This window comes from Roseibium sp. AS2 (assembly GCF_038900065.1).
GTDB lineage: Bacteria > Pseudomonadota > Alphaproteobacteria > Rhizobiales > Stappiaceae > Roseibium.
This window is the reverse complement of sequence record NZ_JBBMQN010000008.1, coordinates 122,703-142,807: the sequence shown is the minus strand read 5'-3', so window position 1 is coordinate 142,807 and position 20,105 is coordinate 122,703. Positions and strand designations below refer to the sequence as shown.

At 61.9% G+C, this 20,105-nt stretch carries 14 protein-coding genes and 1 tRNA gene; 5 read left to right on the top strand and 10 right to left on the bottom strand.

Features of this window, described 5'->3' with window-relative positions; translation table 11 throughout:
* Positions 1–33: 33 nt before the first annotated feature.
* Positions 34–375, bottom strand: a complete 342-nt coding sequence (locus WNZ15_RS21730) for a septum formation initiator family protein (protein WP_342895124.1) — start codon at positions 373–375, stop codon at positions 34–36.
* A gap of 137 nt (positions 376–512) precedes the next feature.
* Here WNZ15_RS21730 and WNZ15_RS21725 point away from each other — a divergent pair, with 137 nt between their 5' ends.
* Complete coding sequence (locus WNZ15_RS21725) at positions 513–1,169, top strand: protein-L-isoaspartate(D-aspartate) O-methyltransferase (RefSeq protein ID WP_342895123.1); 657 nt, start codon at positions 513–515, stop codon at positions 1,167–1,169.
* A 69-nt stretch (positions 1,170–1,238) separates the two neighbouring features.
* Here WNZ15_RS21725 and mfd read toward each other — a convergent pair whose 3' ends face one another.
* Both mfd and WNZ15_RS21715 read right to left on the bottom strand, forming a co-directional pair.
* The gene (gene mfd / locus WNZ15_RS21720) at positions 1,239–4,724 is read right to left on the bottom strand and encodes a transcription-repair coupling factor (RefSeq protein ID WP_342895122.1); all 3,486 of its coding nucleotides are present in this window, start codon (positions 4,722–4,724) and stop codon (positions 1,239–1,241) included.
* Positions 4,725–4,742: 18 nt separating this feature from the next.
* Positions 4,743–5,039, bottom strand: a complete 297-nt coding sequence (locus WNZ15_RS21715; protein ID WP_342895121.1) for a succinate dehydrogenase assembly factor 2 — start codon at positions 5,037–5,039, stop codon at positions 4,743–4,745.
* Positions 5,040–5,268: 229 nt separating this feature from the next.
* Here WNZ15_RS21715 and recG point away from each other — a divergent pair, with 229 nt between their 5' ends.
* On the top strand, positions 5,269–7,371 hold the full coding sequence (recG, locus tag WNZ15_RS21710; RefSeq protein WP_342895120.1) for an ATP-dependent DNA helicase RecG: 2,103 nt from the start codon (positions 5,269–5,271) through the stop codon (positions 7,369–7,371).
* On the opposite strand, the gene WNZ15_RS21705 is transcribed toward recG, so the two are convergent.
* On the bottom strand, positions 7,372–8,112 hold the full coding sequence (locus WNZ15_RS21705) for a DUF502 domain-containing protein (protein ID WP_342895119.1): 741 nt from the start codon (positions 8,110–8,112) through the stop codon (positions 7,372–7,374).
* A 141-nt stretch (positions 8,113–8,253) separates the two neighbouring features.
* On the opposite strand from WNZ15_RS21705, the gene WNZ15_RS21700 reads away from it, so the two are divergent.
* The gene (locus WNZ15_RS21700; RefSeq protein WP_342895118.1) at positions 8,254–8,655 is read left to right on the top strand and encodes a YbaN family protein; all 402 of its coding nucleotides are present in this window, start codon (positions 8,254–8,256) and stop codon (positions 8,653–8,655) included.
* 151 nt (positions 8,656–8,806) lie between these two features.
* Here the strand turns inward: WNZ15_RS21700 and glmS are convergent, their stop codons facing one another.
* The gene (gene glmS / locus WNZ15_RS21695; protein WP_342895117.1) at positions 8,807–10,633 is read right to left on the bottom strand and encodes a glutamine--fructose-6-phosphate transaminase (isomerizing); all 1,827 of its coding nucleotides are present in this window, start codon (positions 10,631–10,633) and stop codon (positions 8,807–8,809) included.
* Positions 10,634–10,742: 109 nt separating this feature from the next.
* On the bottom strand, positions 10,743–12,146 hold the full coding sequence (gene glmU, locus WNZ15_RS21690) for a bifunctional UDP-N-acetylglucosamine diphosphorylase/glucosamine-1-phosphate N-acetyltransferase GlmU (RefSeq protein WP_342895116.1): 1,404 nt from the start codon (positions 12,144–12,146) through the stop codon (positions 10,743–10,745).
* Positions 12,147–12,328: 182 nt separating this feature from the next.
* Here glmU and WNZ15_RS21685 point away from each other — a divergent pair, with 182 nt between their 5' ends.
* Complete coding sequence (locus tag WNZ15_RS21685) at positions 12,329–13,552, top strand: hypothetical protein (RefSeq protein WP_342895115.1); 1,224 nt, start codon at positions 12,329–12,331, stop codon at positions 13,550–13,552.
* A gap of 13 nt (positions 13,553–13,565) precedes the next feature.
* On the opposite strand, the gene WNZ15_RS21680 is transcribed toward WNZ15_RS21685, so the two are convergent.
* The 3 genes from WNZ15_RS21680 to WNZ15_RS21670 all read right to left on the bottom strand — a co-directional run bounded on the left by WNZ15_RS21680 (position 13,566) and on the right by WNZ15_RS21670 (position 16,082).
* Positions 13,566–14,306 carry a cytochrome c biogenesis protein CcdA gene (locus WNZ15_RS21680; RefSeq protein ID WP_342895114.1) on the bottom strand — a complete coding sequence of 247 codons (741 nt, stop codon included), beginning with the start codon at positions 14,304–14,306 and terminating at the stop codon, positions 13,566–13,568.
* Positions 14,307–14,421: 115 nt separating this feature from the next.
* On the bottom strand, positions 14,422–15,492 hold the full coding sequence (locus tag WNZ15_RS21675; protein WP_342895113.1) for a TAXI family TRAP transporter solute-binding subunit: 1,071 nt from the start codon (positions 15,490–15,492) through the stop codon (positions 14,422–14,424).
* Positions 15,493–15,788: 296 nt separating this feature from the next.
* The gene (locus WNZ15_RS21670; RefSeq protein ID WP_342895112.1) at positions 15,789–16,082 is read right to left on the bottom strand and encodes a hypothetical protein; all 294 of its coding nucleotides are present in this window, start codon (positions 16,080–16,082) and stop codon (positions 15,789–15,791) included.
* A gap of 373 nt (positions 16,083–16,455) precedes the next feature.
* Between WNZ15_RS21670 and WNZ15_RS21665 the strand changes: the two genes are divergently transcribed.
* Positions 16,456–16,531: transfer RNA gene (locus tag WNZ15_RS21665), tRNA-Lys, on the top strand.
* A gap of 427 nt (positions 16,532–16,958) precedes the next feature.
* Here WNZ15_RS21665 and WNZ15_RS21660 read toward each other — a convergent pair.
* Complete coding sequence (locus WNZ15_RS21660) at positions 16,959–20,105, bottom strand: multidrug efflux RND transporter permease subunit (protein ID WP_342895111.1); 3,147 nt, start codon at positions 20,103–20,105, stop codon at positions 16,959–16,961.

The window sequence follows — 20,105 nt, the reverse complement described above, 5'->3', positions numbered from 1 at the left end:
AATTTTTGTTAAACGCGGAAAATGAACTATTTTTCAGTTCATCTCATAGCGGTGCCCCGGGCGCAGGACCACCAGCTCGTCAGCATGCACCAGGTTGAGATTGAGTCTGGCCCGCTCGTCCAGCATATCAGGGTCGAGACTTTCCGGCCGCAGCAGACTGACCCGGGCGAGCAGGTCATGGCGCTGTGCGGTCAGCACCGACAATTCCTGTTCGAGTTCGGACACCTGCCGCTCGATCATGGCACGGCCAACAATCCCGAGCTCACCACTCATTGCGTGAAACCCGAAGTAACCCAGGGCTGCAATCGCAATGACAGGTGTGATCAGACGGCGGAGAAAGGATTGCTTTCGCTGGCGGGTGGCTGCTCGGGGCACTCTTGGACCTTAACGCTGAACTACTGGTCTCTTTATCCCCCCACTATGCGGATTTAGGTTTAATAGAGTCTTGAGAGGGAAAATGAATCCCCCGACAAATTTCAACCGGCGAAGATTCAACCAGAAGAAGCAATGCCATGGACCCGTTTGCGGACGAACGCGACAAAATGGTGACCTCCCAGCTCCGCCGGCGAGGTATCAGCGACGCACGGGTCCTGGCGGCCATGGCGAAGGTGCCAAGGCATCTGTTCGTGTCCGGCACGCGCCGGACAAAAGCGTATTGGGACGGGCCGCTGGCGATCGGACACTACCAGACAATTTCCCAGCCCTACATCGTTGCCCTGATGTGCGAGGCGCTCGCCTTGACCAGAAACTGTGATTGCCTGGATATCGGCACAGGCTCCGGTTACGCGGCAGCGGTGCTCTCTGAGCTTTGCCGCTCCGTTGTTTCCGTCGAACGCTTTCCGGAACTGGCCGCTTTCGCCAGGAACAACCTGCAGCAGGCCGGCTATCGCAACATCGAGGTTCACGACGGTGACGGCTCTCTCGGCTACGAGCCGAAAGCTCCCTACGACGCAATCTCGGTCGCCGCCGCGGCGCCGGTCGTACCCGTGGAGCTGAAAGCGCAACTGAAACCAGGTGGCCGTCTGGTCATCCCGGTCGGCAGCCGGCAATCAGGTCAGGATCTCATTCGGGTCACACGGATGCCGGACGGCTCGTTTCACACGGACAATCTGGGAAGCGTCGCATTCGTTCCGCTTGTGGGCGCGGAGGGCTGGCCGGAAGGAAACTGACCGGAAAGCCTGTGCCCGGCCCCGGAACAAGATGGCCTGTGCGCCCGGAAAATCGGCGCATCAGAGCCATCAAGGCGTTGCCAGCCGCGCCAGTTTGGTCAGGACCGCCGCTGCCCCTTTAAGGCGCGTGTCCGTATTCTCCCAGTCCCGTGTCAGCACAACCTTCTGGTCCGGACGGATCTTGGCCAGCACGCCCTGCTCGGCAATATAGGAAACCAGCCCGGCTGGGTTCGCGAATTCACTGTTGCGGAAGGTCAGGACAATGCCCTTCGGCCCCGCATCCACCTTCTCCACGTTGGCCTTGCGGCACAGCCCCTTGATGTAGACGATCTTCAGGAGATGCTGGACCTCTTCGGGCAACGGTCCGAACCGGTCGATCAGTTCGGCGCCGAACGCGTCGATCTCTTCGGCTTCGGTGACATCGCCGAGACGCCGGTAGAGCTGCAGACGCAATTGCAGGTCGCTGACATAGGTCTCCGGGATCAGCACCGGTGTGCCGATATTGATTTGCGGCGACCATTTTTCGTCGCCGAAATCGGCGCCGCCGTCCTTCAACTGGGCAACCGCCTCTTCCAGCATCTGCTGATAGAGCTCGAAGCCGACTTCCCTGACGTGGCCGGACTGCTCCTCACCCAGAAGGTTGCCGGCACCGCGAATATCCAGGTCGTGGCTGGCCAGCTGGAAGCCGGCGCCAAGCGTTTCCAGCGACTGCAGCACCTTCAGGCGCCGCTCGGCCGTCGCCGTCAGCGTCTTGTTGGCCGGTACGGTGAAGAGCGCGTAGGCCCGGGTCTTCGACCGGCCCACCCGGCCGCGCAACTGATAGAGCTGGGCAAGGCCGAACATGTCGGCCCGATGCACGATCAGCGTGTTCGCGGTGGGAATGTCGAGACCCGATTCCACGATCGTGGTCGACAGCAGGACGTTGTACTTGCCCTCGTAGAAGGCATTCATCACGTCCTCGAGTTCGCTCGGTGGCATTTGCCCGTGGGCGACCGCCACCTTCAGTTCGGGGACCTGGCTCTCCAGGAACTCGCGCCGCTCGGCAAGATCGGCCAGCCGCGGACAAACGTAGAAACTCTGCCCGCCCCGATAATGCTCCCGAAGCAGGGCTTCCCTGACTACAAGCGGGTCGAAGGGAGAAACGAAGGTTCTGACCGCCAGCCTGTCGACCGGCGGCGTTGCGATCAGCGACAGCTCCCGCACACCGGTGAGGGCAAGCTGAAGCGTGCGCGGGATCGGCGTGGCCGACAGGGTCATCACATGAACGTCCGACTTCAGTTCCTTCAGCCGTTCCTTGTGCTTGACACCGAAATGCTGCTCTTCGTCGATGATCAGGAGACCGAGATCGCGGAACTGGATCGACTTGCCGAGCAGGGCATGGGTCCCGACGACGATATCGACCGAACCGTCCGCGATCCCCTTCTTGGTCAGGTTCAAATCCCGTGTCGGTACAAGACGGGACGCATGGCCGACATTGATCGGCAAACCGTGGAACCGTTCGCTGAAGGTCTTGTAGTGCTGGCGCGCCAGCAAGGTTGTCGGGACAACCACCGCCACCTGGCGGCCCGACATGGCGGCAAGGAACGCCGCCCGCAGAGCCACTTCCGTCTTGCCGAAGCCGACATCTCCGCAGATCAGCCTGTCCATCGGCCGTCCGGAGGCAAGATCGTCGAAAACGGCGTCGATCGCCGTCAGCTGATCCTCCGTTTCCTCGTATGGGAAACGGGTGGCGAACTCGTCATAGACCCCTTCGGGCGTTTCCACGACAGGGGCTGTTTTCAGCGCTCGTGCTGCCGCGGTCTTGATGAGGCCGTCGGCAATCTCGAGAATGCGTTTCTTGAGCTTGGCCTTGCGGGCCTGCCAGGCACCGCCGCCGAGCTTGTCGAGTTGCGCCTCCTGGTCTTCCGACCCGTAGCGGGACAGGAGCTCGATATTCTCGACCGGCAGATACAGCTTGTCGCCACCGGCATATTGCAGTTCCAGGCAATCATGTGGCGCGCCGACCGCCTCGATCGTCTTCAGGCCGATGAACCGGCCGATGCCGTGCTCGACATGGACGACCAGATCGCCTTCCGCGAGGCCGGTCGCCTCCGTGATGACATTGGCGCCCTTGGCCTTGCGGCGCGATTTGCGCACCAGGCGGTCGCCCAGAATGTCCTGCTCGCCGATAAAGCTGATATCGGCGAGTTCGAACCCGTGTTCGATACCCAAAACGCAGAGTGCGGTGGTCTTGGCCGGCAGCGTCTCAAGATCCGCGAGCGTCTCCACCTCCTGGACCGCGCCCAGGCCGTGATCGCCGAGGATCTGCCCCAGCCGGTCGCGGGAGCCTTCCGACCAGCAGGCGATCATCGTCCGCTTGCCCTGCTTCTGCAAGTCACGAACATGGGTTGTCAGCGCGTCGAAGATGTTGACATCGCCGGCGGCGCGCTCCGCGGCAAAGCTGCGCCCCTGACGCCCGCCAAGGTCCAGGACCACCTTGCCGCTGCCCGGTGGCGGCGTGAACGGATCGAGCGACGCAGTTGCCCGGTCCGCGATCGCGGTCGTCCATTCGTCCTCCAGCACGTAGAGGCTTTCCGGTTCGACCGGCATGTAAGGCACGTTCCCGGCAGCCGTGCCCAGTTCCCGGGCTTCCTGGCGGGCCTGATAATACTCGCGCACCTGACCGCTGCGTTCGCGCACGGCATCGGCGGTGCTGGTGTCGAGCACGACCGGCGTGTCGCCGATATAGTCGAACAGGGTTTCAAGCCGCTCGTGAAACAGAGATAACCAGTGTTCCATGCCCGCATAACGCCGGCCATCGCTGATCGACTGGTAGAGCACGTCTTCCCGGCTGGTTGCACCAAAGCCGGCCAGATAGGACCGCCGGAACCTGGAAATCGCGTCCTGCGACAGCACGACCTCGCTCATCGGCACGAGGTCGAGGCGCCTGAGCTGCTTCGATGTGCGCTGGGTCTCCGCGTCGAACGAGCGGATCGATTCCAGCGTGTCCCCGAAGAAATCCAGCCGGACCGGTTCTTCCGATCCGGGCGCGAACAGGTCGACAATGCCGCCGCGTACGGCAAATTCACCCGTCTCGCGCACTGTCGGTGTGCGTGAAAATCCGTTCATTTCCAGCCAGGACGAAATGGCAGCCATGTCCACCTGATTGCCCGGAGCCATCGAGAACGTCTGGTCCGCCATGAACGAGCGTTCCGGCATGCGCTGCAGCGCCGCGTTCAAGGTGGTCAGCAGGACGGTCTTCCGGCCGGGCGCAACCCCGCGTGCCAGTTGCCCCAGCGCCAGAAGCCGGCGCGCGCTGATGGCTGCATTCGGCGATACCCGGTCATAGGGAAGGCAATCCCAGGCCGGCAACTGGAGGATCTCGACACTGCTGTCGAAGAAACCCAGAGCTTCCGCGATCATCGACATGCGGGTGGCGTCGCGGGCAATGAAGACGAGCGCAAGACCGTCATCGCCGGCTTCGGCCAGCATGCGCGCAAGCGCAAAACTTTCCGCACCATCCGGCACGCTGGCCAGCGTGACGTTGGCCCTGTCCTTGAGCAGCCTGTCAAACACGGAATGCAGTCCTGTCTGTTATTTTGCGAAGCCGGCCGGGCCGGCTGTTTCATGATAGGCGATGATCCGTCGGTAAAGCGGCCCGTCCCATTCCTCGGGCAGCGGCTTACGGCCGGTCATCCAGGCGTAGAGATCCTGATCATATGCGGTCAGGAGATGTTCCAGTTCGCGCAGTTCGTCTTCGTCAAGGCGATCGATCTCGGCATCGGCGAAACCGCCCAGAAGCAGATCCATTTCCTTCATGCCCCGGTGCCAGCACCGGAACAGGATCTTTTTGCGCCGGGGATCGCGCGTGTCGCCGGAAAATTCTGACATGGACAGCCTGTTTGAAACTGGCCGGCGCCGCGAGGCGGAGACGGTTTTCCGCTCTGCCGAAAGCCCGGTCCGGTGAATTCGTGACGGATATATAGCGTCACAATTCCGGCTTGTCAGCGCCCGGTTCACAGATTGTTCTAATTGTTGCGCGGGCGTCCGTGTTCATGGCAGAACAGGAGCCTCGCTCGCCGAAAGGCCCGCCGATCCCATCAAGGTTTCCCAGCCGACCATGCGCCCTCCGGTCCTCGATCCCCTTTTTGCCCCGGTCTCGACCCTCCCCGGCATCGGACCGAAGATCGCCAAGCTGGTTTCGGCGCTGGTCGGAAGCCAGCCCGACCGGGATGCCACCGTCGCCGATCTCCTGTTCCACCTCCCCCACAGCCTGATCGACCGCCGTCACCGGCCCGGAATCGCCTATTCGGAAAACGGCGACATCGTCACGCTCGATGTCATTGTCGGCCGCCATATGGCGCCGCCTGGAAGTTCCAGGGCGCCCTACCGCATCAGCGCGCATGACGACACCGGCGAGATTACGTTCGTGTTCTTTCATCCACGCCGCGACTGGCTGGAAAAGACCTTTCCGGAAGGGGCCCGGCGGATCGTTTCGGGAAAGGTCGAATGGTTCCATGACCGGCCGCAGATGGTGCATCCCGACTATGCGCTCGCCCCGGAGGAAGCCGCCGAGATGCCGGCGGTCGAACCGGTCTATCCGCTGACCGCCGGACTTACCTCCAAGACCCTGCAAAAGGCCGTTCGCGCCGCGGTGGGCCGTATTCCGCGATTGCCGGAATGGCTGAACGATGCCTATCTGCACCAGACCGGCTGGCCGGATTTCGCCGAGGCCCTGAAGACGGTTCACGCACCGGCGGAACGGCAGGATCTGGACCCGGACTCGCCGTATCTGCAACGCCTTGCCTATGATGAACTGCTGGCAAGTCAGTTGGCCCTCGCAATGGTCCGGGCTCACATGCGCACACTTGGCGGAATTGCCCGCCGTCCGACGGGAGACCTGCAGCGGGCGGTCATCTCCGCCCTACCCTTCCAGCTCACGGACAGTCAGGTCGGGGCTATTGAGGAAATCAACGAGGATCTTGCCAGGCCGGTGCGCATGCTCCGTCTACTTCAGGGCGATGTCGGCGCGGGCAAGACCGTGGTTGCCCTTGCCGCGCTGGCACAGGTGATCGAAACCGGCGCGCAAGGCGCGCTGATGGCACCGACCGAGATCCTTGCCCGTCAGCACTACGCCTCCCTCGCCCCCCTGTGCGACAAGGCCGGCATCCGCCTGGCCCTGATGACCGGCAAGGACACCCAGAAGGAGCGGCGCGCCCGCCAGGCGCAGATCGACGCCGGCGAGATCGACCTTGTGGTCGGCACACACGCCCTGTTTCAGGGAACCGTCACCTTCCGGAACCTCGGGCTGGTGGTGGTCGACGAGCAGCACCGCTTCGGGGTGCATCAGCGTCTGGCCCTTTCGGAAAAAGGCCAGGGCGTCGACGTTCTGGTCATGACGGCAACCCCGATTCCGCGCACGCTGGTACTCACGTGTTTCGGCGACATGGACGTCTCCCGGCTGACCGGCAAGCCGGCAGGCCGCAAACCGATCGCCACGGTCTCGGTGTCCCTGGACCGTCTTGAGGAAATCATCTCCCGCGTCGGTGCGGCGATCGCCGAAGGACAGAAAGTTTACTGGGTGTGCCCGCTGGTCGAGGAATCGGAGAAAATCGACCTCGCTGCGGTGGAAGATCGGCACCGGGTCCTGGAACAGGTTTTCAGGCAAAAGGTCTCGCTGGTCCACGGCCGTATGACCGCCGCGGAGAAGGATGCCGCAATGGGCGACTTCAAATCCGGCACGACCAGGATTCTTGTCGCCACCACCGTCATCGAGGTCGGTGTGGACGTTCCCGATGCCACCATCATCGTGATCGAACATGCCGAGCGGTTCGGGCTCGCACAGTTGCATCAGCTCCGGGGCCGCGTCGGCCGCAGCGACAAGACGTCCTCCTGCGTCCTTCTATACAAGGGACCGCTCGGTGAGACTGCGGGCGCCCGGCTCAACATCATGCGCGAGACCAATGACGGCTTCCTCATAGCGGAGGAGGATCTGAAACTGCGCGGCGGCGGTGAAATCCTCGGCACCCGCCAGTCGGGCACGCCGGGCTTCCGGATCGCCCGCGCCGAGGATCACGCGGACCTGATGGAAGTTGCCAGAGACGATGCCCGGCTCATTCTGGAAACAGACCCCGACCTGACCTCTCCGCGCGGAACGGCGCTGCGCTGTCTGCTGTATCTGTTCGGCCGGGACGCCGCTATCCGGCTGCTGAGAGCCGGCTGATCAGGTCTTTTTGTCGGCGGCGACACGTTGCAACTGCTGCGGATCAACAATCGCGTCCTTGAGTGTTTCGGGATGTTTCGGGCTGACCAGACCCGCAGAGATGACGAGCTTGGCGGCATCCTCGACGCTCATGTCCAGCTCGACGATCTCCTCCTTGGGCACGAACAGGAGAAACCCGGAAGTCGGATTGGGCGTTGTAGGAAGAAACACGGACATGGTCTCAGCTCTGTCGGCGAGACGCCGTGCCACTTCCCCCTTTGTCTCGGTGGAAATGAACACGATTGCCCAGAGCCCCTTGCGCGGATATTCGATCAGGGCCGCCTTGTTGAAACTGCTGCCACGTTCATCAAGTACTGTCTCAAATATTTGCTTCAAGCCGCTGTAAATATTACGAACAAGCGGCATTCTTCCAACGACGTTTTCGCCAAAGGATATGAGGCTGCGACCAAGAAAGTTGGCTGCCAGGAAGCCGACGATCGTCAGCACGAAGATTGCCACGATCAACCCGAAGCCAGGCACGGAAAACGGCAGGTAGGTGTCCGGATTGTAGATCTTCGGCACAAACGGTTTCACCCAGCCGTCGACCCATTTGATGAAGGTCCACGTCAGCCACAACGTGATTCCGATCGGACCGGTGATCACCAGCCCCGTCAGAAAATAGTTTCGAAGACGCGTTGCCGCACCCGGCCTATGATGACCTATCTTGTGCGTGTCATCTGATTTATGTTTGCTGCGGCTCATGGGCGACACCCGGCTGAAGTCCCTATATGTGCACGTCTATTCAACGGACCGCTGTTAGATAAGCATTTTTACCGCGCCGCGGTATCCTTCGCTCGGTTAATTTTTCAGCGATCTACCCAAAAAATGCGGATTTCGGAGGCAGTGTTGCGGCGAACCACGTTCAAACTCTTGGGAGCCGGGTGTGTCGGGATAGGTTTTCTGGGCGCAATTCTGCCACTGCTGCCCAGCACGATCTTCTTCATCCTCGCGGCCGCCTGCTTTGCAAGGTCCTCTCCCGCCCTGGAAGCCCGGATCCTCGGCCATCCCGTATTCGGACCGCCCGTGGTCGCCTGGCGCAAGCACGGTGCCATCGGCAGAAAGGCAAAGACGCTGGCAGTCTCCGGCATGGCCTTCGGGTACGGCATGTTCATCTACACCGTCCGGCCGGATCTCTGGCTGGCCGTTGTCGCCGGACTGTTTATCGCCGCAAGCGCGGCCTACGTGCTGAGCCGTCCATCCGGCGCACCCGTCCGCTCGACCGACGACAGCCCGGACCAGTCCTGAACCCGCCTGCCCTGACTTGGCCTATCTTGTCCTGACCTGACCTGTCCTGTCCTGACTTTCCATAAGGTGCGCCTCCCGGCGGTCGCCCGGTGCATTTTGCTCCCGGTCCCGTCCCGAGCCCACAGTCGCGCCGCATCTCAGCCCGCCAGGGTCATTCCACCGTGACCGATTTTGCCAGATTGCGCGGCTGATCCACGTCCGTCCCCATGAATACGGCCGTGTGATAGGCGATCATCTGCACCGGCAGGGCATAGATGATCGGGGCGACGATGTCGGACATGTTCGGCATTATCACGATGTTCTCGGCCGCGTTGCCGCTCTCCGCCGCGCCCTGTTCGTCGGTGATAAGCACGATCCGGCCTCCGCGCGCCGCCACTTCCTGCATGTTGGAAACGGTTTTCTCGAAGATCGCATCGAACGGCGCGATCACGAAGACCGGCATGTTCTCGTCGATCAGGGCGATCGGACCGTGTTTCAACTCCCCGGCCGCGTATCCCTCGGCGTGAATGTAGGACAGTTCCTTCAGTTTCAGCGCCCCTTCCAGGGCAAGCGGAAAACTGGTCGACCGGCCGAGATAAAGGGCGTTGCTGGCCTTGGAAAGCGGCTGAGACAGGGTCTCGATCTCCGCCTCCGCCGCTAGCGCCTTGAGCGCAAGACTGGGAACCTCGGTCAGTTCCGCGACCAGTTCCTGCTCCCGCTCCGCGGACAAGACGCCTCTTTCGCGGCCTGCCTGCAGGGCCAGCGCGGCCAGAACCGCGAGCTGGCAAGTAAACGCCTTGGTCGAGGCAACGCCGATTTCCGGCCCGGCGATTGTCGGGAAAATCTGGTCGGCTTCACGCGCGATCGTGCTTTCAGGCACATTCACGATCGCCCCGATCGCGGCGCCGTGCGCCTTGCAGTAACGCAGCGAGGCAAGAGTGTCCGCCGTCTCGCCCGACTGCGAAATGAACAGCGCCGTGTCTTTGTCCGTGACCGGGGTCTCCCGGTAGCGGAACTCGCTGGCAATGTCGATTTCAACCGGCAGGCGCGCGTATTTCTCGAACCAGTACTTGGAGACGAGACCGGCGAGATAGGCCGTGCCGCAAGCGGTGATGATCAGCCTGGACAGATCCTTGAACCTGAGGGCTCCGGCGTCCTCGACGCTTGCCCGGTTCGACGTGTAGTCGAAATAACGCGACAGCGTATGGCCGAGCACTTCGGGTTGCTCATGGATTTCCTTGGCCATGAAATGCTTGTAATTGCCCTTGTCCATCAGGCTGGACGTCACCGAGGACTTCGCCTCGGGCCGCTCGACGGGGACGTTGTTCTCGTCGAAGATGCTGGCGCCGGAATGGCTCAGCACCGCCCAGTCGCCCTCATCCAGATAGGTAATCCGGTCGGTGAAGGGAGACAGCGCGATCGCATCCGAGCCGAAGAACATTTCCCCGTCGCCGTGCCCGATCGCGAGCGGCGATCCCTTGCGGGCGCCGATCAGCAGATCGTCCTCGCCCGCGAACAGAATGGCCAGCGCAAAAGCGCCCTTCAGGCGCGGCAGCACGTCCGCGACGGCTTCCCTTGGCGTCTTGCCGCGCTCCAGCGCCAGATTGATCAGGTGGGCGACGACTTCCGTGTCCGTTTCCGTCCCCAGAACGGCCCCTGCCCCGGCGATTTCATCGCGCAATTCCAGATAGTTCTCGATGATGCCGTTGTGGACCACCGCCACCGAACCGGCCAGGTGCGGATGGGCATTGGAAACGGTCGGCGCGCCATGGGTCGCCCATCTCGTGTGGCCAATCCCGGTGGTTCCCGACAGCGGCGTTTTTTCAAGGGCGGCTTCCAGGTTTCGAAGCTTGCCTTCGGCCCGGCGGCGCACCAGCGCGCCGTCCACCAGCGTGGCGACCCCTGCGGAATCATAGCCCCGGTATTCCAGGCGTTTCAGAGAATCCACAATGCGGGGGGCAACTTCGGTACGACCCAACACGCCAACAATGCCACACATGAAAAATGCCCTTTGATAAAATTTTCCAGAACGCCGCCCTGCTTTAGACGACAGAAGCGATCAAGCTGAAATCAATCCCTGTTTCAGAAAGTGACAAGACCCCGAGGCGTCAGGATTTGGCGTCCCTGGCTGCGTCCCCGGCGGATTGCCCTTTGGCTTCCCTGGCAGCCTCCTTGGCCGACTTGAGTCGCGTTTTGAGCTGCACGGCCTTGCCGTCCTTGACCACTTGCCGCGCGCGTCCGAACGCCAGCGCGCCGTGCGGCACGTCCTCGGTTATCACGCTGCCGGCGGCAATGAAAACGTCGTCTCCCAGACTGACCGGCGCCACCAGCGTCGAGCTGGAGCCGACAAAGCTGCCTGCGCCGATTTCCGTACGGTGTTTCAGGAAACCGTCATAGTTGCAGGTAATGGTGCCGGCCCCGATATTCGACTTCGACCCGACACTGGCATCGCCAATGTAACTGAGGTGATTGGCTTTGGCCCCCGGAGCGAATGTGGCGTTCTTGACTTCCACGAAATTGCCGATCCGGGTTTCGGCTCCCAGCACCGCCCCCGGCCGCAACCGCGCATAGGGACCGACGACGCTGCCCTCACCGACAACAGCGCCTTCAAGATGGCTGAATGCGCGAATGCGGGCCCCCTTGGAGACCCGGACCCCGGGGCCGAACACGACATTCTGTTCGACCGTCACGTCCGGTTCCAGATGCGTGTCATGGGAAAAGAAAACAGTGTCCGGCGCCAGGAGCGTGCAGCCGTTTTCCAGCGCTGCCCGTCGCATGCGCGCCTGATAGTCGGCCTCGCAGGAGGCAAGTTGCGCACGGGTGTTGATCCCCTGCGTCTCCACTTCCTCCCCCGCGACCGCAACGACCGTCAGGCCACGTGCATTCGCAATTTCCACGGCGTCGGTCAGATAATACTCGCCCTTGATGTTTTCGTTGCCGATCGCTTCCAGAAGTGCCAGTGCCTGAGACCCGCGGAACCCCATGATACCCGAGTTGCACAAGGTGATCCTGCGCTCCTCGTCCGTGGCGTCCTTTTCCTCCCGGATCGCGACCAGCCGTCCGTTTTTAGTCAGCAACCGGCCGTAACCGAACGGGTGACGCGTCTCGAACCCGAGAACGGCGACATCCGCGCCCTCCTCCAGGGACTTGCGAACCGCGCCGATTGTCTCGGCCGTCACCAGCGGCGTATCGCCGAACAGGACGAGGACGTCCTCTGCTGCCGTTTCCAGGGCCGGTCTGGCCGCCAGTGCCGCATGCGCCGTGCCCAGCCGTTCTTCCTGAACGTGACAGGACACACCGGGCGCGATGTCATGCACCAGCGCCTCGAGTTCGGACATTGCCGGACCGGTCACGACGGAAATCCGGTCCGACCCCGCCTGCTCGAGTGCCTTGACGACATGACCGACGAGCGGCAATCCGCCAATCTCGTGCATCACCTTCGGAAGATCGGACTTCATCCGGGTTCCCAGCCCCGCGGCAAGGACGATTGAAAGGCAGGAACGCATTGTCATGAAAGATCCAGTGTCATTTTTTGGGGTACCGCGGACGCGAATGCGCCTCTATATGCCCCGATCCACAGAACATTGAAAGATCTGACTGCACAAGCGCTCCGGTTTGCGTTTCATTAACCATAATCAGCCCCTGATAGGGTAACGTTGGTAAGATTCGCAGGCAGTTTCGGGAAGCGGGGACTTTGGCAAAAGGGCAGGCGCAAAAATCTATTCGGGACATCGTCCGGGATACATTCACGCCGTCGCGCGTCGGCCTGTTGTCGTGGGCGTTTGCCGCGGTTTTCATGGGCACCGTCGGGCTGGCCTCCTATCAGTTCAGTTACAACCATGCGGCATTTCTGCCGCCGGTCTCGGGAACAGGCGGCCTTGCGCTGCCGCCCATTGGCGATGTTGCGGCAACCGCATCCACGCCGGCAACGGCGGGCGACAGCGCCACGATTGCGTTGATGCGCCTCCCGCCGGCGTCACCGGGCATGCCCGCTTCCGACATCAGCCAGGGCCAGATCGAGGTCCTGCAACGCGAGCTTGTCGGCCTCCGCCGCCGCCTGAGTGCTCTTTCGGAACAGAACGGAGCCTATTCCCGTCGGATCGCCGCACTTGAAAAACAGGTTGCCTTCGCCAGGCTCTCCGGAACGGCGTCCGTGACTGCGGATCGGGACAAATCGACCGAACCGGGGCCCGGTGTCGTCATTACCAAGGCTGCGCCGGCGCAGATGTCCGAGAGCGCGCGCCGAGACACCCCTGCCCGAAAACCGCAACCGGCAAAAGCGCCGGCGCCCAGCCCGGTGATGGCCGGGTCTCAGCAGAAGTCCACTCCGCGGCAGATCGATCTTTACCGGACCGGCGCCGCCACACAGCTGGTTCCGGCAGGTTCCATTGACCCGAGCGCACCGGTTCGGATCGTGCCGCAGGCGCCGGTAGCCTTGCCGCGGGTCCCGCTGCCTGCAACCTCGGACGCTCCCGCTTCGACAGGCTCGATCCCCACGTTGCAGGAAGCGGCCCTTCCCGATGAATTCGACGCGGCGCCGACACAGACAACCGAACGACCGAAAATCATCACCCCGTCCAGTCCGGCCGGGCGACTGAAAGGCGGCGGCGATGTCCACCTCAAACGCAGCGATTTCGGCGCCATAATCGGGCACTTCCGGTCAACCGCCGCAGCAGCCAAGGCCTGGGCCGATTTCAAGATGCAAAATGCCGAGCGCATGCGCGATCTCCGTCCCCTGCTCATGGGCAGGCAGACCGATGAGGGCGGCATTGCCCTGATGGTCGGACCGTTCGCCAATGCCGCTGATGCGGCGATCGCCTGCCTGCATCTGCTGGATGTTACCGAGCTTTGTCAGCCGGCCATTTACGCCGGGGACCCGCTCGTGACGGCTGCCCAGTTCAGGGACACGGCATTTTGAACGCGAAGCCGCGTCAGCCGATGGTTTGCAGTGCCGGGAAGGTTTCCAGCAACCAGTAGGACAGAACCGCCATCTGGCCGGTCAGAAACATGACGCCGGTCACGACGAGCACACCGCCCATGGCTTTTTCAACCAGTCCCATATGCTTGCGGAACCGTTTCATGAAATTCAGGAACGGACCTGCGAAAAGCGCTGCGATCAGGAACGGTATCCCGAGCCCGAGCGCATAGGCACTCAACAGAAGCGCGCCTTGAGTGACCGTGTCCTTGGAGCCGGCAACGAACAGAATGGTCGCCAGAATAGGCCCGACGCAGGGCGTCCAGCCGAACCCGAAGGCGAGCCCGATCAGATAGGCCCCAAGGGGCCCCGCCGGCTTGGTCTCCACATGGACCCGTGCTTCCCGGTAGAGCAGGCCGATCCGGAAAACGCCCAGAAAATGCAGCCCCATGACGATGATGGCCGCACCGGCGATATAGCTGAACAGGTCCAGATAACCGCGAATGAACTGGCCCGCAAAGCTTGCCGTGGCGCCGAGCATGACAAACACGGTCGAAAACCCCAGCACGAAAAACACCGCGCTGAAAAAGACCCGCCTCTTCGCCGCGCCGCGGTCGTCGCCCTCACCGCCCAGTTGTTCCAGGGAGACCCCCGCCAGAAAACCGAGATACGGTGGCACAAGCGGCAGCACACAAGGCGAGATGAATGAAAGAACCCCGGCAAGCGCGGCGCCGATGATTGTCACGTCCTGGATCATTTGAATTCCGGTTGTTGCTTGGATCACGGATCCTGTCAGACCGCAGGTTCTAGTCTGTTCGCGTCCCGAGGCAAACTCACGATGCACTCACCATTTGGAGAGGTTCGGGCTCGGCTCAGTCGGACCCGTCCGTGCCGTCCGCGGGCACTAGACCCAATTCGCGATACAAGGTCAATGCGCCAGGATGTAGCGGTGCGCTCATGCCGTGACCGGCCATGTCCCGCAGGGACAGGTTGCTCAGCGCCGGGTGCAGGCGCTTGAAACTGTCGAAATGATCGAGCAGGGCCTGAACCATGGTCTTGACGATGGCATCCGGCATCTTTGCGGAGGTCACGAATGTCGCGACCACTCCGAAGGAATTGACCGGGCCGTCCAGATTGTAGAGGTCGGCGGGAATGACGGCCGGCATGTAGTAGGACGTCTCTTCCAGCAGGCTGTCCACCGCCGCGCCTTCAATCCCGATCAGCCGGATGGCGCATTTTTCCTGCGTCTCCTCGATCAATCCTGCCGGATGGCCGATCAGAACGAAATAGGCATCGACGGATCCCGAACAGAGCGCTTCGGCCAGCTCGGACGTCTTCAGGCCGGACAGGTTTGCCTGATCAGTGGCTGTCCATCCCAGCTGGCTGATCAGGGCATGCCAGGAGGCAGCCGACCCCGACCCCTTGCTGCCCACGCTGATCCGGGCCTGTTTCAGGTCCTCGAAGGACCGGAACCTGGTGTCCTGCCGGACGACGACGGTGGCAACTTCCGTGTGCAGGGAAAACACCGATCGCAGGTCTGAAAACGGTCCGGCTGTCTCGAACGCCGATGTACCGTGATAGGCGTGGGACTGCCAATCCGACTGGACATAGCCGAAATCGATTTCGCCGCTGCGGATCTTGTCGATGTTGTCGATTGACCCGGAGGTCGTTTCCACGGAGCACCGGACACCGTGCACGGCCCGGCTGGCGTTGACAATCTTGCAGGTGGCCCCCCCGGAGGGATAATAGACGCCCGTGACACCGCCGGTGCCGATCGTGACAAATTGCTGGTCGGCGGCCCGGCTTGGCGCGCTGCTGTCGAACCCGGCCACAACGGCTGTCAACAGCAGGAGCGTCAGGACCGGCCACCGGGGCTTCGGCATCACGACCGCGCTGATCCGGTGAACGGCCGGGCGCAACAGGTTCGGCAATGTGTTGACCAAGGCGATGTTCGCTCCCTCCGCCGACGGTTCCAGGGCACCGCCTTCACAACGGATAACAAACACCCGTGCCCTTGACCAGATTACCACCCGCGATTAGCGCATGAATGAAGTGATTGTGAGCAAAATTACCGGTTATGACTGGCAGTCGGCCCGAAAACCGGCCCGGAATGCCGACCCTGAAAGCCGCCCCTCAAAGTCGCCCTGCTCCCGGGAATCAAAAAAGGCGCCTCAGCGCCCCGTCCCTGCCTCGCAAATATGCTCCGGCCCCCACCCCAGGGCCGGTCATATCCGGCGACCTAGCTTGTACGTCCACCCCGGATGACCTCGAAGATCTGCCCCTTCAGCTCATCTTCCGCATCGCCGTCCCGCAACCCCTGACGCCATTGATCGATGATCAGCCGCAAGCCGAGCGTTTCGCGGCTGTGCGGAAGGTCGCCGATGAAGGCTGCGAAAAAGGCGTCCAGCCGTTCCCGGTCGATCAGACCCTGATCGATCAGCCCGTGAATCAGGGTCATCGTCGCCGCGATGTGCCCTTTCACGAAATCGAACTCGACGGAGCTCGAATGTGGATCCATTGTCGGTGTATGCATGTAACCTCTCATGTTTGGGATAACGTTACATCACAAAGCTTTATTGCGCTACCTGACAGTTTTTGCAGGAGAACGAACTTTATTTTCTTAAAAATGAAATAAGTTGATTAGCATCCACGAACATATTTCGAGTTGTAAGTGATTTTATTGACGTTCGGTATTTTATTATTAAAGAATAATTTCGGAAGACACGGCTTGCAACCGGTTTCAAGTCTGTGAATGCGCGGTCACCCGGCAGGAAAAACACCTTTCCCCGGCTCTCTGGAAAAAATCGTATTTGCCTCTTGCATTGTCGTCACTGTCGGCCTAAACACACGCCACCAACGCGGCGGCGCTGCCAAAAAACGCACCCGCCCGCGCCGGAATTTGGTGAGAGCCGATAGCTCAGCTGGTAGAGCAACTGACTTTTAATCAGTAGGTCCAGGGTTCGAACCCCTGTCGGCTCACCATTTATTCCAACGACCTTTCCAGACAGATGGCTCCTGCCGAAAACGCACCCGCCCCGGGGCCGAGCGCAGGTTGAGCTGCGCGCGGATTGATGCGTGTTGCTCCCATCCGGTGTGGCGGGACACGCCCTGTTTAGTGCGCGCATGCCACCATCCGGCGGAAGCCAGGCAGCCATCAGACCTGAAATTCCGCTCACCTGCGACCGGCCGGTTCGCAACGGCCTCAGACAGAGCGCAGTTGATAGGCCCCGTTTACTGGCATAGTCCCGGTTCACCGACCAGGAGCGCTGCACACCGCTGATAGGCGGGCCGGAACAAGCCTCCGGTGGCCGCGTCTTGGAGACTGTTCTGCCGCGCCGCAGGGCCTGACAAATGACCCAGATAGCACGAGACGTGCTCCTTGCCGGACAGTCTCCAAACGCGGTTGGAATTACACGGCGGGCGCTTCTTCCGTGGCGGGTTTGGTGCCGCCGAGCCAGCCCTTGACCGTTTCGCGCATCGACTGCAGGCAGACATAGAGGATCGGGATCATCATCACGCCGATCACGGTGGCGAACAGCATGCCGCCGAAGACGGCGAAGCCGATGGCCTTCTGGCTCGCCGCGCCCGCGCTGGAGGCCGTCATCAGCGGCACGACACCGAGCAGGAACGACAGCGCGGTCATCATCACCGCCCTGAAGCGCAAATGCCCCGCTTCAATGGCGGAGTCGCGAATAGACATGCCACTGTCGCGCTGTTCCATCGCGAATTCGACGATCAGAATGGCGTTTTTGGCGCCCATGCCGACCAGCATGATCATGCCGATCTGCGTATAGAGATTGACGTCGCCCCCGGTCACGAACACGGCCACAAGTGCGCCCATGATGGCGAAGGACACCGACATCAGGATCGCGACCGGCATGGTCCAGCTCTCGTATTGCGCCACCAGGAACAGATAGGTGAACAGGATCGACAGCAGCAGGATGAACAGGACGATCTGGCCTGACCCCAGCTGCTGCTGGGCCGTGCCCGTCCATTCATAGCTGTAGCCGGGTGGCAGCGCCTCAGCGGCCGCGGCCTCGACTTCGTTGATCACCACTCCTGTGGACGCGCCTGGCCCCGGATCGGCCATCACCGCCGCGGACCGGAACATGTTGTAGCGGGTCAGGATCTGCGGACCGAGAACGTTTTCCGTCGTCAGGACGCTGCGCATCGGCACCATGGTGCCATCCGTCGCGCGGACATAGAGCCGTCCGATGTCCCCGACCTGGTTGCGAAAGACCCCGTCGGCCTGGATCATGACCTTGTAGACCCGGCCGAAAATGTTGAAGTCGTTGATATAATAGGAGCCGAGATAGGCCTGCAGCGTTGAAAAGACATCAGCAACATCGATGCCGAGCGACTTGACCTTGTCCCGGTCAAGATCGATGAAAACCTGCGGCACATTCGCCCGGAAGGTCGAATAGGCCCGTGCGATATCCGGACTCTGATTGGCCGAATAGACCATCGATCCGACAGCGGATGCCAGATCCTGGGGCGTGCCCTCGCTTTGCTGAAGCATCATCTGCACGCCGCCGGTGGTGCCCAGACCCGGGATCGGCGGCGGATTGAAGGCGATGATATTGGCACCCGGGATGGTCGAGAACTCGGCCCAGAACTTCGCGAGGATCGCATTGATCCGCAGATCCGGCGCCTGCCTGTCTTCCCAGTTGGACATGGTCGCGATCACCAGAGCCGCGTTCGAGGAGGTCGCGCCGTTCAGGATGGAGTACCCGTTGACGACGACCAGGTTCTCGACGCCCGCCGTCTTTTTCGCCAGATCCACGACCCGGGCGGTGACGGTTTCGGTTCGTTGCAGCGCCGAGCCATCCGGCAATTGCACGTCCACCATCAGGTATCCCTGGTCTTCCGAAGGCAGAAAGCCCTGAGGCAGCGTGCTTCCGAGCGACATGATGACCGCCACCGCCCCGGCGACGATCACAAGTCCGACAAAGGCGACCCGGACCAGGCGCCTGACGATGGCGGTATAGCCATCGCGCACATTGGTGATGCCCCGGTCGAACAGGCCCATGATACCGCGCGGCGGCCCGGACCGGGCCTTCAGGATCAGCCCGCACAGGGCGGGTGACAACGTCAGGGCGTTGATGGAGGAAATGACTACCGAGACGGATATGGTGACGGCGAACTGGGAATAAAGCGCGCCCGTGATCCCCGGCATGAAGATCGTCGGCACGAACACGGCCAGCAGCACCAGTGTGGTGGCGATCACCGGGCTGGTGATCTGCTCCATCGCCTTGGCGGTTGCCTCCCTGGGCGGCAGTCCCTCATCGGCAATGATGCGTTCCACGTTTTCCACGACCACGATGGCGTCGTCCACCACGATCCCGATGGCCAGCACAAGCGCGAACAGGGAAATCGTGTTCAAGGACATGCCGAACACGAGCAGAATCGCGAAGGTGCCGATCAGGGAAACGGGAATGGCAACTGTCGGAATGATCGTTGCCCGCCAGTTTCCCAGAAACACGAACACCACCGAGACCACGAGCAGGAAGGTCAGGAACAAGGTGGCAATCACGTCGTCGAGCGAGGCCTGGACAAAATCCGTGGTGTTGAAGGGAACGCCGTATTTCAGGTCGTCCGGAAAGACGCTGGACAGGCTCTCAAGACGGGCCAGCACATCCTCGGCCACCTGAAGCGCGTTCGCGCCGGGCGCCTGATAGACGGCGAGAACCGTTGACGCCTGACCGTTGAATTCGCCAGACGCATTGTAGAATTGCGCGCCCAGATCGACCCGCGCGACATCGCCGATGGTGACGACTGCGCCGTCGTCTCCCGTCCGCAGGATGATGTTTTCGAATTCCTCCACGCTCGTCAGCCGGCCCTTGGCCTTGATCGTATACTGGAACTGCTGCCCGTCGGGAACCGGCGGTGCGCCGATCTGGCCGGCGGCAACCTGGATGTTCTGGTCCTTCACGGCCGCGATGAAGTCGCTCGGGGCCATGCCGAGGCTCGCCAGCCGGTCCGGGTCCAGCCAGATGCGCATGCCATAGGCGTAGTCGGTCATCACGTCGGCACGGCCGACGCCCGGCACTCGTGCCAGCGCGTCCTTGAGATTGATCGAGGCGTAGTTGGACAGGAACACCTCGTCATAGGTGCCCTTCGGCGAATACAGCGTGATCACCAGCAGCATGTTGGTGCTGGCTTTCTGCACGGTCACACCATTGGCCGTCACTTCGCTGGGCAACTGGCTGGTCGCCTGATTGGCGCGGTTCTGCGTGTTGACCGTGGCAATGTCCGGATCGGTGCCGACCGCGAAGGTCACGTTCAGGGAGTAGGTCCCGCTGTCATTGCTCGTCGACTGCATGTAGAGCATGTCGTCGACGCCGTTGACCTGCCCCTCGATCGGGGCCGCGACGGTCTCCTCAAGCACCTCCGCGTTGGCACCGGTATAGGTTGCCGCGACATTCACCACCGGTGGTGTGATGTTCGGGAACTGCTCGACCGGCAGCGACACATAGCCGAGCAACCCGGCGATCGTGATCACGATGGAGATCACCAGCGCGAATTTCGGCCGGTATATGAAAAAGCGGGAAAACAT

Coding starts and splice junctions, on each gene's coding strand:
- glmS (WP_342895117.1), bottom strand. CDS start 10,633: ATGTGTGGCATTGTTGGCGTGTTGGGTCGTACCGAAGTTGCCCCCCGC.
- WNZ15_RS21660 (WP_342895111.1), bottom strand. CDS start 20,105: ATGTTTTCCCGCTTTTTCATATACCGGCCGAAATTCGCGCTGGTGATC.
- WNZ15_RS21680 (WP_342895114.1), bottom strand. CDS start 14,306: ATGATCCAGGACGTGACAATCATCGGCGCCGCGCTTGCCGGGGTTCTT.
- WNZ15_RS21705 (WP_342895119.1), bottom strand. CDS start 8,112: ATGAGCCGCAGCAAACATAAATCAGATGACACGCACAAGATAGGTCAT.
- WNZ15_RS21725 (WP_342895123.1), top strand. CDS start 513: ATGGACCCGTTTGCGGACGAACGCGACAAAATGGTGACCTCCCAGCTC.
- WNZ15_RS21715 (WP_342895121.1), bottom strand. CDS start 5,039: ATGTCAGAATTTTCCGGCGACACGCGCGATCCCCGGCGCAAAAAGATC.
- WNZ15_RS21670 (WP_342895112.1), bottom strand. CDS start 16,082: ATGCATACACCGACAATGGATCCACATTCGAGCTCCGTCGAGTTCGAT.
- recG (WP_342895120.1), top strand. CDS start 5,269: ATGCGCCCTCCGGTCCTCGATCCCCTTTTTGCCCCGGTCTCGACCCTC.
- glmU (WP_342895116.1), bottom strand. CDS start 12,146: ATGACAATGCGTTCCTGCCTTTCAATCGTCCTTGCCGCGGGGCTGGGA.